General features: G+C 64.5%; 15 protein-coding genes. 11 read left to right on the top strand and 4 right to left on the bottom strand.

All coding sequences use genetic code 11. From position 1 onward, the window contains the following. Positions 1-39 precede the first annotated feature (39 nt). A complete protein-coding gene (locus BcanWU425_RS24015; protein WP_231188600.1) occupies positions 40-726 on the top strand; it encodes a hypothetical protein in 687 nt (228 codons plus the stop codon). A 26-nt stretch (positions 727-752) separates the two neighbouring features. Continuing rightward, on the top strand, positions 753-950 hold the full coding sequence (locus tag BcanWU425_RS24010; RefSeq protein ID WP_018459224.1) for a hypothetical protein: 198 nt from the start codon (positions 753-755) through the stop codon (positions 948-950). Here the strand turns inward: BcanWU425_RS24010 and BcanWU425_RS24005 are convergent. From BcanWU425_RS24005 to BcanWU425_RS23995, 3 genes are all read right to left on the bottom strand, one after another. Then, on the bottom strand, positions 947-2242 hold the full coding sequence (locus BcanWU425_RS24005; RefSeq protein WP_018459223.1) for an MFS transporter: 1296 nt from the start codon (positions 2240-2242) through the stop codon (positions 947-949). The two genes, BcanWU425_RS24010 and BcanWU425_RS24005, sit on opposite strands and share 4 nt — an antisense overlap. A gap of 106 nt (positions 2243-2348) precedes the next feature. Further along, the gene (locus BcanWU425_RS24000) at positions 2349-3545 is read right to left on the bottom strand and encodes an acetyl-CoA C-acyltransferase (RefSeq protein WP_204510948.1); all 1197 of its coding nucleotides are present in this window, start codon (positions 3543-3545) and stop codon (positions 2349-2351) included. Positions 3546-3687: 142 nt separating this feature from the next. Further along, on the bottom strand, positions 3688-4458 hold the full coding sequence (locus BcanWU425_RS23995; protein ID WP_018459221.1) for an enoyl-CoA hydratase: 771 nt from the start codon (positions 4456-4458) through the stop codon (positions 3688-3690). A gap of 151 nt (positions 4459-4609) precedes the next feature. Between BcanWU425_RS23995 and BcanWU425_RS23990 the strand changes: the two genes are divergently transcribed. Beyond that, positions 4610-5149 (top strand): PaaI family thioesterase, encoded by a 540-nt coding sequence (locus tag BcanWU425_RS23990; RefSeq protein WP_018459220.1) that lies wholly within the window; start codon positions 4610-4612, stop codon positions 5147-5149. Positions 5150-5208: 59 nt separating this feature from the next. Continuing rightward, the gene (locus BcanWU425_RS23985; protein WP_018459219.1) at positions 5209-5829 is read left to right on the top strand and encodes a TetR/AcrR family transcriptional regulator; all 621 of its coding nucleotides are present in this window, start codon (positions 5209-5211) and stop codon (positions 5827-5829) included. Between the two features lie 3 nt (positions 5830-5832). Here BcanWU425_RS23985 and BcanWU425_RS23980 read toward each other — a convergent pair whose 3' ends face one another. Next, a complete protein-coding gene (locus tag BcanWU425_RS23980) occupies positions 5833-6741 on the bottom strand; it encodes a LysR family transcriptional regulator (protein WP_018459218.1) in 909 nt (302 codons plus the stop codon). A 101-nt stretch (positions 6742-6842) separates the two neighbouring features. On the opposite strand from BcanWU425_RS23980, the gene BcanWU425_RS23975 reads away from it, so the two are divergent. The 7 genes from BcanWU425_RS23975 (at position 6843) to BcanWU425_RS23945 (ending at position 14844) form a co-directional block, all read left to right on the top strand. Beyond that, complete coding sequence (locus BcanWU425_RS23975; RefSeq protein WP_018459217.1) at positions 6843-8339, top strand: CoA-acylating methylmalonate-semialdehyde dehydrogenase; 1497 nt, start codon at positions 6843-6845, stop codon at positions 8337-8339. Between the two features lie 24 nt (positions 8340-8363). Continuing rightward, positions 8364-9509, top strand: coding sequence for an isobutyryl-CoA dehydrogenase (locus BcanWU425_RS23970; RefSeq protein WP_018459216.1), 1146 nt, complete (start codon positions 8364-8366; stop codon positions 9507-9509). Continuing rightward, positions 9506-10573, top strand: coding sequence for an enoyl-CoA hydratase/isomerase family protein (locus BcanWU425_RS23965; RefSeq protein WP_018459215.1), 1068 nt, complete (start codon positions 9506-9508; stop codon positions 10571-10573). The genes BcanWU425_RS23970 and BcanWU425_RS23965 overlap by 4 nt, the downstream gene beginning before the upstream one ends. Before the next feature lie 28 nt (positions 10574-10601). Beyond that, positions 10602-11492 (top strand): 3-hydroxyisobutyrate dehydrogenase, encoded by an 891-nt coding sequence (mmsB, locus tag BcanWU425_RS23960; RefSeq protein WP_231188598.1) that lies wholly within the window; start codon positions 10602-10604, stop codon positions 11490-11492. Then, complete coding sequence (locus tag BcanWU425_RS23955) at positions 11492-13210, top strand: AMP-binding protein (RefSeq protein ID WP_018459213.1); 1719 nt, start codon at positions 11492-11494, stop codon at positions 13208-13210. The genes mmsB and BcanWU425_RS23955 overlap by 1 nt, the downstream gene beginning before the upstream one ends. Then, the gene (locus BcanWU425_RS23950; protein WP_018459212.1) at positions 13211-13690 is read left to right on the top strand and encodes a MaoC family dehydratase; all 480 of its coding nucleotides are present in this window, start codon (positions 13211-13213) and stop codon (positions 13688-13690) included. A gap of 236 nt (positions 13691-13926) precedes the next feature. Then, complete coding sequence (locus BcanWU425_RS23945) at positions 13927-14844, top strand: SDR family NAD(P)-dependent oxidoreductase (protein WP_018459211.1); 918 nt, start codon at positions 13927-13929, stop codon at positions 14842-14844. Positions 14845-14863: the final 19 nt, after the last annotated feature.

The raw sequence follows: 14863 nt of genomic DNA, 5'->3' as shown, positions 1-14863 counted from the left end.
TCTCTGCGAGTTATCTATCTCCGCCGCTACGTCTGGGCTATGAGGACTGCAGAAATCGGCCTGCAAATGAAGCCACTTTTGGCCGTTCTTTTAGCCGATTTCAGCCAAACTGTTATTGGTTTCTCATTGCCGGGGCAGGGATCTTCAATTTGGAGCCCTGCAATCTTCAAGGCGGTTCTTTCTGCGTGTCTCTTGGTTGCCCTCAGCTCCGTCGCTTCCGAAGCACGGACTTATCGCATTCATCAAGTACCTGAATGCAACGTCACGATGCCCTGCGACTTCTCATATGCGCAACCGCGCCGTGAGCGGGCTTCCCGGTCCCCACTGAATCCCAGGTCCTCGCTACAAGCCTATCGCGCGACGCAATTGACAGTGACCGACGCGGGCGGCGCCCCGACGACGAGCATCTCCAGCGCCCGCATCGTCGGCAGTCGTCCGGCAGGGTGTCCTTCCTCCTTCTGCGGCTGCGGCGCGGCTCTGCGCGTGTTCGGCCGTATCGTGCCGGAATTGAATCTTGCGGCCAATTGGCTGCGCTTCCCGCGGACATCACCCGCACCGGGAATGGTCGCAGCGCGACGTGGACATGTATTCGTCCTCGAGCAGCATTTGGAAGGGGACATCTGGATGGCGTACGATGCCAACTCGGGCGGACACGCGACGCGAATGCATGCGCGTTCATTGCGTGGCTATACGATCGTCAACCCGCGCGGGGGGTCCCTCGCCTGAGCGGCCAGCCGACATAATTGCGACACATGAACATCCGCAAGGCGTCTGTTGACGGTTACGGCAGGTTCGCCTTGCTGATTTTCGATCTGCGACGGCTGGTCGCGCTTTACCTTCAGGTACGTCTTCCGCAATCGAGCGGCACCCCGAACCCGGACGACCCGCCTCGTGTCGGGCGGATCGGTGACGCCGCATTTTACGGCGTCACCGGCACCATCAGATACTAAGCCATCGCCGCTTGCGGCTTCGGCTTCGGTTGTCGCGACAGCGTCAGCACGATCAGCGAGGCGAACACGCAGAGCGCGCCGGCGATGAAGAAGGCGGGCAGGTAGCTCTGATAGACCGTCCGCGAGAGACCGGCGCCGAAGGCAGCGGTGCCCGCGCCGAGCTGGTGGCCTGCAAAGATCCAGCCGAACACCAGATTGGCGCGCTCAGGTCCGAATTTCTGCGCGGTCAGGCGCACCGTGGGCGGCACAGTTGCAATCCAGTCGAGCCCGTAGAACATCGCGAAGATCGAGAGCCCATAGAACGAGAAATCGCTGAAGGGGAGGAAGATCAGCGAGAGCCCGCGCAGGCCGTAATACCAGAACAGCAAATAGCGGTTGTCGTAGCGGTCCGAAAGCCATCCCGACATGATGGTGCCGAAGAAGTCGAAGATGCCCATTGCAGCCAGCAAGCCCGCGGCCTGCACCTGCGGGATGCCGAAATCGAGGCACATCGGAATCAGATGCACCTGCACGAGGCCGTTTGTGGATGCGCCGCAGACGAAGAACGTCGCAAACAGGACCCAGAACGCGCCGCTCTTCGAGGCCTCGCGCAGCGTGCCGAGTGCGACGCCGGTGATCGAGCCATGGCTGACGGGCGGCGCTGGCAGGGGTGTGGTGCCTTCGTCGCCGAACGGGCGCAGGCCCAAATCGCTCGGACGGTCGCGCATCGCGAGCAGGACCGCGAGGGCGGAAACACCAAGTGCGATGCAGACGAAGCCGAGCGCAAGCCGCCAGCCGAAGCGTTCGGTGAGGCTTGCCAGCAGCGGCAGGAACACGAGCTGACCGGTGGCGACGCTCGCGGTCATGATGCCGACGACGAGGCCGCGCCGCGCCGCGAACCAGCGCGTCGCGATGGTAGCGCCCAGCACCAGCGCGGTCATGCCGGTGCCGATCCCGATCACGACGCCCCACAGCGCGACGAGCTGCCAGACCTCCGTCATGCCGAGCGAGAGCACCAGCGCCGAGACCACGATGAGCTGCGCGGTCAGCGTGACATTTCGCAGGCCGTAGCGGTTGAGCAGGGCCGCCGCGAACGGCGCCATCAGCCCGAACAGGATGAAGCGAATCGACAACGCCGACGAGATCTCCGCCGTGCTCCAGCCGAATTCCTTCTGAAGCGGAACAATGAAAACGCCGGGCGCGCCGACCGTGCCGGCGCTGATCAGCGCGGTGAGGAAGGTCACGCCGACCATCACCCAGCCGTAGTGGATATTGCGGCGGCCGAGTGTTGCCGCGAGCCAGTTCGAGATCATTGGGCCTCAATCTTGATGGGCAGGCGAGAGCCTGCGCAAGTTTTCAGAATGGCACGGGACGCGTCTGTCGGAAATGACGGAGTTCCCTCATTTCCGGACGTTCTCGTCAGTGCGTCAGGCGCTCTACCGCGATCGCAGTAGCTTCGCCGCCGCCGATGCAGAGCGCGGCGACGCCACGCTTGAGGTTTCGCGCCTCGAGCGCATGCAGCAGCGTCACGATCAGCCGTGCGCCGGTGGCGCCGATGGGATGGCCGAGCGCGCAGGCGCCGCCGTTGATGTTGAGCTTGTCGCGGGGAATGCCGAGATCGCGCTGGGCCGCCATCGCCACCACGGCGAAGGCTTCGTTGATCTCGAACAGATCGACATCGCCGGCATTCCAGCCGACTTTGTCCAAGAGCTTGCGGATCGCCGGGATCGGGGCCGTAGTGAACCATTGCGGCTCCTGGCTGTGGGTGGTGTGGCCTTTGATCACGGCGAGAGCCGGCAGGCCGCTGCGATCGGCGAGCGAGCGCTTCGTCAGAACCAGCGCAGCGGCGCCGTCGGCGTTGGCGGAGGAGGCCGCCGGCGTGATGGTGCCGTTGGCGCGGAACGCCGGCTTCAGCCCGGGGATCTTTGCGGGATCGACCTTGAGCGGATGTTCGTCATTGGCGACGATGCGGGGGCCGGCCTTCTCACTCAGCGTGATCGGCGCGATCTCGGCCTTGAACGCACCGCCCTCGACCGCCTTGCGTGCGCGGCTGAGCGTTTCCATCGCAAAGGCGTCCTGGTCCTTGCGGGTGAACTGATAGACTTCTGCGGTGGCCTCGCCGAAATCGCCCATGGAGCGGCCGGTCTCGTAGGCGTCTTCGAGGCCGTCCATCATCATATGGTCGATGATGCGATCATGGCCGGCGCGATAGCCGCCACGCGCCTTGGCGAGCAGATACGGCGCGTTGCTCATGCTTTCCATGCCGCCGGAGACGACGATCTCGGCCGAGCCGGCGCAAATGATGTCGTGCGCCAGCATGGTCGCTTTCATGCCGGAGCCGCAGACCTTGTTGACAGTAGTCGCGCCGGTGGCATCGGGTAGGCCGGCGGCCCGCGCAGCCTGGCGCGCGGGGGCCTGGCCCTGGCCGGCGGGAAGGACGCAGCCCATGAAAACCTCGTCGATTTTCTCCGGCGCAAGCTTGGCACGCTCCAGTGCCGCGCCGATCACGTGCGATCCGAGCTTGTGCGCGGCCAGCGGCGAAAGCTCGCCCATGAAGCGGCCGAGCGGTGTCCGGACGGCGGAGACGATGACGACGGGATCGGCGGCTTCGGCCATGGGTGAGACTCCGTGAGATGCCAACTATGTAAGATTACGGTCATCATATGATGCGGCGCAAAAAATGCAACTGCGCGGGGCATGAGAAATTGTCGTAGGTCGGATGAGATTTGCTCGTTCGCTCGGACGAGGTGGAGAGCGCCTACCGCTTCCGATTCACAAACGCGCCCATCAGCCGCGTCGGCTCGTCCGTCAGGAACGACTCGCCGAAGACTTTGACGCTCAAATTTACCGACTCGGTCAGCGGCAGCTCCTCCCATTGCCGCAACAGTGCCTTCTGCGACCGCAGCGCCTCGGGGCCGCATTCGAGCAGGGCTTTCACGAGGTGCTCGACCTCGGCATCGAGCCCGCCCTCCGGCGCGACCTTGTCGACCAGTCCCCAGGCGAGCGCCGTCGGCGCGTCGATGTTCTCAGCGGTCATCACCAGCCAGCGCGCGCGGGCCCACCCGATCAGGCGCGGCAGCAGCGCGGCATGGATCACCGAGGGAATGCCGACCCGCACCTCCGGCATGCCGAAATGCGCGTCACGGGCGGCGATCCGGAAATCGCAGGCCGCGGCGACTTCGAGCCCGCCGCCGAGGCACCAGCCGGGCATGCGCGCGATCATAGGGGCCGGGAAGGCGCGCACGGCCTCGCAGAGGTCGCGCAGGCGGCTGATGAAGGCCTCGGCGGACTTCTGGTCGAGCTTGGCCATCTCCTTGATGTCGGCGCCGCCGATCATGCTCTTCTCGCTCTGGCCGCGCAGCACCACGACCCGGATGCTGCGGTCGGACGAGAGCTGCTGCAGGCCTTCGCGCACCGCATCGGTGACGGGCGAGCTCAAAATGTTCAGCGAGCCGGCATTGCAGATCGCGACATGAACGACGCCGCGCGCATCGCGCGTCACGCCGCAGTGGTTGTTGAGCATTTCCATGAGAGGATCTCTGAGCTTCGTAGACGTGCGAATACGCCGGTCAGGTCACACTTCCGGGCCGAAACGCATTGCTTGTCAAGCCGGCGGGGAGGGAGTTGCCAGCGCTAAGTCCGCAGCATAGTATGATGAAAATCATACAAAAGAGGCCGCGATGACCGACATCGATCAACTCGACCTGTTTTCGCCTGCGGGCCGGCGCGAGCGGGTGGTTGAATGGCAGGTGCCTGCGCCGGTTGCGAAAGTGGCGATGGGCCTGTCAGGCATGGATGCGATGCTGGGCATCCGCGACGGAAGGCTGCCGCCGCCACCCTTTGCCAAGCTGATCGGCTTCATCATGGCCGTGGTCGAGCCGGGCCGGATCGTCATGGAACTCGAGCCGCGCGAGGATCTCGAAAACACCATAGGCCTCCTGCACGGGGCCACAGCCGCCGCGCTGCTCGACACCGCCATGGGGTGTGCGATCTCGACCCGGCTGGAGCCCGGGCAGGGCTCCGTCACCCTCGATCTGAAAATGACCTTCCTGCGTCCGCTCTCGGTCCGGTCCGGGTTGATCTCCGCCGAAGGCAAGGTGATCAAGCTGGGACGCCAGACCAGCTACGCCGAGGGATTTGTCCGCGACGGTAAGGGGGCGCTTGCGGTGCACGCAACGGCGACCTTTTCCATGATCGGCAACAATTTTACCGGGAATTAATGCGCCGTCCGGCCGATATCCGTGTTATTAGATGACCCCCGACATCCAATGAGATCCGCATGCGCTATTCCCGGGAACACAAGCAGGAAACCCACGACCGCATCGTGAAGAAGGCCTCCGTGCGGCTGCGCGAAAAGGGCGCCCACGGCATCGGTGTCGCCGACCTCATGAAGGAAGCGGGCCTGACCCATGGCGGCTTCTACGCCCATTTCGATTCCCGCGAGGCGCTGGTGATCGAGGCGTTTGGCTACGCTATGGATCGCTCGATGGAGCACTGGCGCAAGCAATCCGATCAGGTCACGCCGGAGAAGCAGCTCAGTCAGATCGTTGAGACCTATCTCTCCGCGGTGCATCGCGACAACCCCGGTCACGGCTGCTCGATCCCCGCGCTCGGCGCCGAGATCGCCCGAGAGAGCCCGAAGACGCGAAAGGCCTTTGCCGGCAAGCTCGACGAGATGATCGAGATGATCACGGACTTCATCCCGAATCTGCCGCGCAAGGCCGCGCGCAAGCAGGCGATCGCGACGCTGGCGACCATGGCCGGCACCATGTTGCTCGCGCGCATTGCCGGCTCGAGCGAGCTGTCGGATGAGGTGCTGAAGACGGGCAAGGACAGCGCGCTGGACGGCGCGCGGCGTGAGCCGAAGGCTGCGGCGGCGAAAAAGGCGAAGCAGAGCTAGGCTTCAGAGCCCCGCAAACAACGCCCGCTCGCGCTCCACAATCTCGGAAATATAATCCGCCACCGCGCGGATGCGTGCGAGGTCCTTGCTGTCGGCGTGCATCAGCATCCAGAAGGTGCGGGTGATCGAGACCTCTTCCGCCAGCACCGCAATCAGCTGCGGATAGTCGGCCGCCATGAAGTGCGGCAGCACCGCAATACCGAAGCCGGCGAGCGTGGCGTTGAGTTGTGCGATCAGATTGGCGCTGCGCAAGCGCGCGGAGATCTTCGGCGAGACCTGCGGCAGATAGTCGAGCTCGGGCGTGAACAAGAGCTCCTCGATATAGCCGACGAATCGATGCTGCGGCAGGACCTCGCGCGAGGTGATTTTCGGGAAGCGGTCGAGATAGGCGGGCGCGGCATAGAGTCCGAGCCGGTAGTCGAGCAGCTTGCGGCCGACGATGCGGCCTTCCTTCGGCATGGTCAGGCTGATGGCGATATCGGCCTCGCGCTTGGAGAGGCTGAACAGCCGCGCGGTGGCCACCAGTTGCAGGTCGAGATCGGGATACCGGTCCGCGAACGGCGCCAGTCGCGGCGCCAGGAAGGCGGTGCCAAAACCGTCCGGCGCGCCGATCCGCACCGTGCCGGTCAGCCGCGCCACGGAGCCACCGACCTGCTCCTGGTTGGCGACGATGGTCGATTCCATCGCTTCCGCGCTGTCGGCGACGCGCTGGCCGGCCTCTGTCAGCAGGTAGCCGGTCTTGCGCCGGTCAAACAGCTTGGCCGAGAGGTGCTTCTCCAGCCGGTCGACGCGGCGGATCACGGTGGCATGGTCGACGCCGAGCTGTTTTGCCGCAGCCGAAACCGAGCCGCCCCGCACGATGGCCAGCACGAACCGGAAGTCGTCCCAGTCGATAGCGCCTTGATCCAGCATTTTCGCACATCTATGGTGCATTATCTCAGACTTGAATCCTATAAAATGCAGGTCGATAGGATTTGTCAAAGCGTTCAAGCTCGCCTCAAGGAGACCATTCCATGCGTTCAGTCGGACATTTCATTGGTGGCAAGGAGGTCAAGGGCACCTCGGGCCGCACCGCCGACGTTTTCGAGCCGATGACCGGTGACGTTCAGGCCAAGGTGGCGCTGGCGTCCAAGGCCGAGGTTCGCGCCGCCGTGGAAAACGCCCGCGCCGCGCAGCCGGAATGGGCCGCGACCAACCCGCAGCGCCGCGCTCGCGTCATGATGAAGTTCGTCGAGCTGGTGCAGCGCGACTACGACAAGCTGGCCGAACTGCTTGCCCGCGAGCATGGCAAGACCGTTCCTGACGCCAAGGGTGACATCCAGCGCGGCCTCGAGGTCGCGGAGTTCGCCTGCGGCATTCCGCATCTGATGAAGGGCGAGTACACCGAAGGCGCCGGCCCCGGCATCGACATCTATTCGATGCGCCAGGCGCTCGGCGTCGTCGCCGGCATCACGCCGTTCAATTTCCCGGCGATGATTCCGATGTGGAAGTTCGCTCCTGCGATTGCCTGCGGCAACGCCTTCATCCTGAAGCCGTCGGAGCGCGATCCCGGCGTGCCGATGATGCTTGCCGAACTGATGATCGAGGCGGGCCTGCCGTCCGGCATCCTCAATGTCGTCAACGGCGACAAGGAAGCGGTCGACGCCATCCTCGACGATCCCGACATCAAGGCCGTCGGCTTCGTCGGCTCCACCCCGATCGCGCAATACATCTACGAGCGCGCCGCCCAGACCGGCAAGCGCTGCCAATGTTTTGGCGGCGCCAAGAACCACGCCATCATCATGCCGGATGCCGACATGGACCAGGCAGTCGACGCACTGATCGGCGCCGGCTACGGTTCGGCCGGCGAACGCTGCATGGCCGTGTCAGTCGCGGTTCCGGTCGGCAAGGCCACTGCCGACCGCCTGATGGAAAAGCTGGTCCCGCGCGTCGAGAGTCTCAAGATCGGCACCTCGATCGATCCCTCCGCCGATTACGGTCCGCTGGTGACGCGCGAGGCGGTCGAGAAGGTCAAGGGCTATATCGACATCGGCATCAAGGAAGGCGCGACGCTCGCCGTCGACGGCCGCGGCTTCAAGATGCAGGGCTACGAGAACGGCTTCTATCTCGGCGGTTCGCTGTTCGACAACGTCACCAAGGACATGCGGATCTACAAGGAAGAGATTTTTGGCCCCGTGCTCTCGGTCGTGCGCGCGCACGATTACAAGGAAGCGCTGGCGCTGCCGTCGGAGCATGATTACGGCAACGGCGTTGCGATCTTCACCCGCGACGGCGACGCCGCGCGCGACTTCGCGGCCAAGGTCAACGTCGGCATGGTCGGGATCAACGTGCCGATCCCGGTGCCGATTGCGTATTACACCTTCGGCGGCTGGAAGAAGTCGGGCTTCGGCGATCTCAACCAGCACGGCCCGGATTCGGTCCGCTTCTACACCAAGACCAAGACGGTGACCTCGCGCTGGCCGTCCGGCGTCAAGGAAGGCGCGGAGTTCTCGATCCCGCTGATGAAGTAACCGTCGTTGGAGCGAAGCTAACAGATGCAGTTCGCTCTGAACGAGGATCAGATCGCGGTTCGCGACATGGCGTTGGCGTTTGCGGCGGAAAAGATCGCGCCGCACGCGCTGCGCTGGGACGAGGAGAAGCATTTTCCCGTCGAGGTGATGCGCGAGGCCGCCACGCTCGGCATGGGCGGCATCTACATCCGCGAGGATGTGGGTGGCTCCGCCATGACACGGTTCGACGCGGCGCTGATCTTCGAAGCGCTGGCGACGGGCTGTCCGACCACCTCGGCCTTCATCTCCATCCACAATATGGCGTCGTGGATGATCGATGCCTACGGCAGCGACACCCAGCGCCACAAATGGCTGCCCAAGCTCTGCACCATGGAGCTGATCGCGAGCTACTGCCTGACCGAGCCCGGCGCCGGCTCGGACGCGGCAGCGCTCCGCACCCGTGCCGTGCGCGACGGCGATCATTACGTTCTCAACGGCCAGAAGCAGTTCATCTCCGGCGCCGGCGGGACCGATCTCCTGGTCGCGATGGTGCGCACCGGCGGCGATGGCCCCGGCGGCATCTCGACGCTGGTCATCGACGGCAACACGCCGGGCGTCTCGTTCGGCGCCAACGAGCGCAAGATGGGCTGGAACGCGCAGCCGACCCGCGCCGTGATCTTCGAGAACGCCCGCGTGCCGGTCGCCAACCGGCTGAGCGAGGAGGGCGTCGGTTTCAAGATCGCGATGGCAGGCCTCGACGGCGGGCGTCTCAACATCACAGCGTGCTCACTAGGCGGCGCGCAGACCGCGCTCGACAAGGCGCGTTCCTACATGAAAGAGCGCAAGGCTTTTGGAAAACGCCTCGACGAATTCCAGGCATTGCAGTTCCGTCTCGCCGACATGGCGATCGAGCTCGAGGCCGCGCGTACGTTCCTGTGGCGCGCAGCGGCGGCGCTAGACCGCAAGGATCCCGACGCCACGATGCTCTGCGCGATGGCCAAACGCTTTGGCACCGATGCCGGCTTCGAGGTCGCCAACCAGGCGCTTCAGCTGCACGGCGGCTACGGCTATCTCAGCGAATACGGCATCGAGAAGATCGTGCGCGATTTGCGCGTGCACCAGATTCTCGAAGGCACCAACGAAATCATGCGGCTGATCGTGGCGCGCAAATTGATCGAGGGCGCCCGATGAGTGGAGCGGAGGAAGGCGATCTGGTCGCATGGGTCGAAGGCTCGGCCGGATTTATCAGGCTCAACCGCCCCAAGGCGATCAATGCCGTGACGCTGGAGATGTTTCGCGACATCGACAAGGCGCTCGACCGTTTTGAGGCCGATCCCGCCGTTGCCGTGATCGTGCTGGAAGGTGCCGGCGAGCGTGGCTTGTGTGCCGGCGGCGACATCCGTGCGCTCTGGGAAAGTTCGAAGGTCAATGGTGACCTCGGCAAGATCCTGTGGCGGGAAGAGTACATCCTCAACGCCCGGATCAAGAAATTCCCGAAACCTTATGTCGCCTTCATGGACGGCATTGTGATGGGCGGCGGCGTCGGACTCTCGGCGCATGCGAGCCATCGAATCGTGACTGACCGTACGAGGCTTGCGATGCCCGAGGTCGGGCTCGGTTTCTTTCCCGACGTCGGCGGCACTTGGCTGTTGTCACGCTCGCCGGGCGAGATCGGCACTTATTTCGGCCTGACCGGCCAGACCATGAACGGCCCCGATGCGATCCATGCCAGGTTTGCCGACGCGGTGGTATCGGCGGCCAAATGGCCCGAGTTGCGCGACGCGCTGACCAAAGTTCGCCAGGGCGTCACCGCGGCCGATGTCAGCAAGCTCATCAACGGTTTTGCGACCGGGGAGATCGCGGGGCCGGTCGCCGCAAAGGAGCCGGCGATCGACGCACTGTTCGGCTTCGACCGCATGCAAGACATTTTTGCCGCGCTCAAGCGCGACGGTTCCGAGTTCGCGCTGGCGACGTTGAAGGCGCTCAACGAAAAATCGCCGCGCGGCATGGTGGTGACGCTCAAGCTGCTGCGGCTCGCGCGCACCGCGTCGAGCCTGGAAGAATGCCTGGTGCGCGAATATCGGGCTGCGCTGGAAGTCTTCCGCAGCGACGACTTTCGCGAAGGCGTGCGCGCCGCCGTGATCGACAAGGACCGCAATCCGACCTGGTCGCCGTCGCGAATCGAGGACGTCACGCCGGACATGCTTGCGCACTATCTCGCCGAGATCGGCGCCGACGAATTGAAGTTCAACTAACAACGTCTTTCAAGCGGAGGAAACCAAGATGGCCACGATCGCATTCATCGGTCTCGGCAACATGGGCGGCCCCATGGCCGCCAATCTGGTCAAGGCCGGCCACAAGGTCGTCGCTTTCGACCTCGCCGAGGCCTCCCGCAACCAGGCCAAGGCCGACGGTGCCGGCATCGCAGAGAGCGCTGCGGGCGCCGTGAAAGGTGCCGATGTGGTCGTCACCATGCTGCCGGCCGGCAAGCATGTGCTCGGCGTGTGGGGCGAGGTCGTTCCCGCGATGACCAAGGGCGCGTTGATCATCGACTCCTCCACCATAGACCTCGAGAGCGCGCGGCAGGCGCATGCGCTCGCGGCCAAGCACGGCGTGCTTTCGGTCGACGCGCCGGTGTCCGGCGGCACCGGCGGAGCCAAGGGTGCGACGCTCACCTTCATGTGCGGCGGCGAGGACAACGCGTTTGCAGCGGCAAAGCCCGTGCTGGAGAACATGGGCAAGAAGATCGTGCATTGCGGCGGTGCCGGCGCGGGCCAGGCGGCAAAAATCTGCAACAACATGATCCTCGGCATTTCCATGATCGCCGTGAGTGAGGCGTTCGCGCTGGCCGAGAAGCTCGGGCTCTCGCACCAGGCGCTGTTCGACGTTGCCTCGACCTCGTCGGGCCAGTGCTGGTCGCTGACGACCTATTGTCCGGTGCCCGGGCCGGTGCCGACCTCGCCCGCCAACAACCACTACAAGCCGGGCTTTGCCTCGGCACTGATGGTGAAGGATCTGACACTGGCGCAGGACGCCGCCAAGGCCGCCGGCGCGGCGACGCCGCTCGGCAAGCATGCGCAGGAAATCTATCAGGCCTTTGACGCAGCCGGCCAGGGCGGGGTGGATTTTTCCGGAATTATCGAGCACGTTAGGGAGCTGGCCGGGAAAGCCTAATGACGACATTTCAGGAAGCGCGCGCGTTTCTGCTTCACAACCGCACGGACTATGAGACAGCGGTCAAGGGCTTCCGCTGGCCGGATCCGATTCCCTTCAACTGGGCGCTCGACTGGTTCGATGCCGAGCTAGCGGCGAATGCGGACAGCAAGGATCGTCCTGCGCTCTGGATCGTCGATGCCGCGCAGGATCGGCAGACCAAGCTCTCGTTCGGGGCGTTGTCGCGCCGCTCCAACCAGGTCGCCAACTTCCTCCGCGCGCAAGGCTTGAAGCGCGGCGATCATCTCCTGCTGCTGCTCGGCAATGTCGTTCCGCTGTGGGAGACGATGCTGGCCGCGATCAAGCTCGGCGTCGTCGTGATTCCCGCGACGACGCTGCTCACCGCCGACGAGCTGCGCGACCGGCTCGATCGCGGCAAGGCAAAGGCGGTGGTGGCCGCGCAGGACCAGGTTGCGAAGTTCGCAAGTCTTGGCGCCGATAATATCGTCCGCATCGTCGTGGGCGAGGCCTCCGATGGCTGGCTTTCCTATGATGACGCCGCAAGGGCGTCGGAGAGCTTTGCAGCCGACGGCCCGACCAACGCTGACGACCCGATGCTGCTCTATTTCACCTCGGGCACCACGGCAAAGCCGAAGCTGGTGCGGCACAGCCAGCGCAGTTATCCCGTCGGCCATCTCTCGACCATGTATTGGATCGGGTTGAAGCCCGGCGACGTCCATCTCAACATCTCCTCGCCCGGTTGGGCCAAGCACGCCTGGAGCTGTTTCTTTGCGCCGTGGAATGCGGGCGCGACCGTCTTTGTGGTCAACCAGCCGCGCTTCGACGCCAAGGGGCTGCTTGCCACCATTGGCCGCTGCGGCGTCACCACGCTGTGCGCGCCGCCGACGGTGTGGCGGCTGTTCATCCAGGAGAATCTTGCGTCGTTCAAGGTGGCCTTGCGCGAGGTCTGCGGCGCCGGCGAGCCCCTCAATCCTGAAGTGATCGAGCAGGTGCAGGCCGCCTGGGGCCTCACCATCCGCGACGGGTACGGCCAGACCGAAACCACGGCGCTGGCCGGCAACTCGCCGGGGCAAAAGATCAAGGTCGGCTCGATGGGCCGGCCGCTGCCGGGCTATCGCGTGCAGGTCAGCGACGCCGATGGTCATCCGGCCAAAGAGGGCGAGGTGGCTCTAGTGCTCGGCGAAAACCGCCCCGCCGGCCTGATGCAGGGCTATCAGGGCGACGACGGTGGGCTGTCCGGCGCCGAAGGCGAGCTTTATCGCAGCGGTGACGTCGTGTTCGAGGATGACGATGGCTATCTCACTTTCGTCGGCCGCTCCGACGACGTATTCAAATCCTCCGACTATCGCATCAGCCCGTTCGAACTCGAGAGCGTGTTGCTCGAGCACGAGCTCGTCGCGGAAGCTGCCGTGGTGCCGAGCCCGGACCCGATCCGGCTCGCGATCCCCAAGGCCTATGTGCTGCTGACATCCGGTGCGGAGCGTTCGCCGGAGACGGCGCTCTCCATCTTCAGGCATCTGCACACGCGCCTTGCACCGTTCAAGCGCATCCGGCGCCTCGAGATCGTCACGGAGCTGCCGAAGACGATCTCGGGAAAGATCCGCCGCGTTCAGCTGAGACGGCTGGAGCGTGACGACGACCGCAATGATGCCCTGCGCGGCCGGGAATTCCGCGAAGAGGACTTTCCGGAGCTGCCGAAAACACGGAGTGAGACCTAAGTGAACGAAGTCTGGAAGAAGCCGCCGATTTCCTTGGACGCCTATCAGGCCATGGTTGGCAAGGAGATCGGCGTGTCGTCGTGGCACCTGGTCGATCAGCCCCGCATCGACACCTATGCCGACGTGATCGAGGATCACCAGTTCATTCACGTCGACCCGGAGCGTGCGAAGAACGAGACGGCGTTCGGCACCACCATCGCGCACGGCTTCCTGACGATGTCGCTGCTGTCGATTATGTCCTACGAGGTGATGCCCGTCATCGCGGGCACCACGATGGGGGTCAATTACGGTTTTGACAAGCTGCGTTTCATCTCGCCGGTGCGCTCGGGCAAGCGCGTTCGGGGCCGTTTCGTGCTGGCGGAAGCCAAGCTGCGCAAGCCGAATGAATTGCAGTCGCGCACCAACGTCACCGTGGAAATCGAAGGCGAGGACAAGCCCGCGCTGGTCGCGGACTGGCTCGGGTTGATCTATTTCGCCTGAGTGGGCCGTCGCTGCCGGGCTTGACCCGGCAGCCCATCGCTGCTCAAAAGTTGTCCAAATCGGTGCGCTCGAACCCTCTCCCTCGCGAGAGAGGGTGGCGAAATCGAGCGGAGCGAGATGAAGCCGGGTGAGGGGTATCTCTCCACACGCTCATCTGCCGAGACAGATCCCTCATCCGGCGCTTCGCGCCACCTTCTCCCACAAGGGGAGAAGGGAAGACAGCACAAGGAAGCACAATGGCAATCAGGTTCGACGGACGCGTCGCCATCGTCACCGGCGCGGGCAATGGTTTGGGGCGCGCGCATGCGCTGGGATTGGCAAGCCGCGGCGCGAAAGTCGTGGTCAACGATTTCGGCGGCGCGCGCGACGGCAGCGGCGGCTCGCTGTCGCCGGCGGAGACCGTTGTCGAGGAGATCCGCAAAGCGGGCGGCACCGCCATGGCCGACGGCGCCGACGTCTCGAATTTCGAGCAGGTCACCGCGATGGTCGAGCGCGCCACCAAGGAGTGGGGCAGCGTGGACCTCTTGTGTGCCAATGCCGGCATTTTGCGCGACAAGTCGTTCGGCAAGATGGAAGCGGCCGATTTCCAGAAGGTGCTCGACGTGCACCTCGTCGGCACCTTCTATTGCTGCAAGGCGGCCTGGGCCGGCATGCGCGATCGCAACTATGGCCGCATCGTCCTGACGACGTCGTCCTCCGGCCTCTACGGCAATTTCGGCCAGGCCAATTACGGAGCGGCCAAGTCCGGCATGGTCGGCCTGATGAACGTGCTGGCGGAAGAAGGCCGCAAGAGCGACATCCGCGTCAACATCATCTCGCCGACGGCAGCGACCCGCATGACGGAAGAGCTGCTGCCGCCGCAGGCGCTGCAGTTGATGAAGCCGAACGCGATCACGCCCGCGGTCGAGTACATGCTGAGCGAGGACGCGCCGACCCGCACCATCATGGGCGCCGGCGCCGGCTCGTTCGCGGTGATCAAGATCGTCGAGAGCGAAGGCATCAACCTGCCGGAGTCCGAGTGGACCCCGGATGCGGTCGCGGCGCATTTCGCCGAGATCAGCGACATGTCAAAAGCGAAGGCGCTGCAGGGAGCTTTCGAGCAGACGCAGAAATACGTGGCGCAAGCCGCTGCGCGCGCCGGGGTAAAACTCTGACAGCGGTCGCCGTCATCGG

The sequence above is a fragment of the Bradyrhizobium sp. WU425 genome, from assembly GCF_021052305.1.
Classification (GTDB): Bacteria; Pseudomonadota; Alphaproteobacteria; order Rhizobiales; family Xanthobacteraceae; genus Bradyrhizobium; species Bradyrhizobium canariense_D.
This window is presented reverse-complemented; position numbering and strand designations above follow the sequence as displayed.

Bases quoted from the DNA above. Each gene is read 5' to 3' on its own strand.
- BcanWU425_RS24015 (WP_231188600.1), top strand. From the start codon at position 40: ATGAGGACTGCAGAAATCGGCCTGCAAATGAAGCCACTTTTGGCCGTT.
- BcanWU425_RS24010 (WP_018459224.1), top strand. From the start codon at position 753: ATGAACATCCGCAAGGCGTCTGTTGACGGTTACGGCAGGTTCGCCTTG.
- BcanWU425_RS24005 (WP_018459223.1), bottom strand. From the start codon at position 2,242: ATGATCTCGAACTGGCTCGCGGCAACACTCGGCCGCCGCAATATCCAC.
- BcanWU425_RS24000 (WP_204510948.1), bottom strand. From the start codon at position 3,545: ATGGCCGAAGCCGCCGATCCCGTCGTCATCGTCTCCGCCGTCCGGACA.
- BcanWU425_RS23995 (WP_018459221.1), bottom strand. From the start codon at position 4,458: ATGGAAATGCTCAACAACCACTGCGGCGTGACGCGCGATGCGCGCGGC.
- BcanWU425_RS23990 (WP_018459220.1), top strand. From the start codon at position 4,610: ATGACCGACATCGATCAACTCGACCTGTTTTCGCCTGCGGGCCGGCGC.
- BcanWU425_RS23985 (WP_018459219.1), top strand. From the start codon at position 5,209: ATGCGCTATTCCCGGGAACACAAGCAGGAAACCCACGACCGCATCGTG.
- BcanWU425_RS23980 (WP_018459218.1), bottom strand. From the start codon at position 6,741: ATGCTGGATCAAGGCGCTATCGACTGGGACGACTTCCGGTTCGTGCTG.
- BcanWU425_RS23975 (WP_018459217.1), top strand. From the start codon at position 6,843: ATGCGTTCAGTCGGACATTTCATTGGTGGCAAGGAGGTCAAGGGCACC.
- BcanWU425_RS23970 (WP_018459216.1), top strand. From the start codon at position 8,364: ATGCAGTTCGCTCTGAACGAGGATCAGATCGCGGTTCGCGACATGGCG.
- BcanWU425_RS23965 (WP_018459215.1), top strand. From the start codon at position 9,506: ATGAGTGGAGCGGAGGAAGGCGATCTGGTCGCATGGGTCGAAGGCTCG.
- mmsB (WP_231188598.1), top strand. From the start codon at position 10,602: ATGGCCACGATCGCATTCATCGGTCTCGGCAACATGGGCGGCCCCATG.
- BcanWU425_RS23955 (WP_018459213.1), top strand. From the start codon at position 11,492: ATGACGACATTTCAGGAAGCGCGCGCGTTTCTGCTTCACAACCGCACG.
- BcanWU425_RS23945 (WP_018459211.1), top strand. From the start codon at position 13,927: ATGGCAATCAGGTTCGACGGACGCGTCGCCATCGTCACCGGCGCGGGC.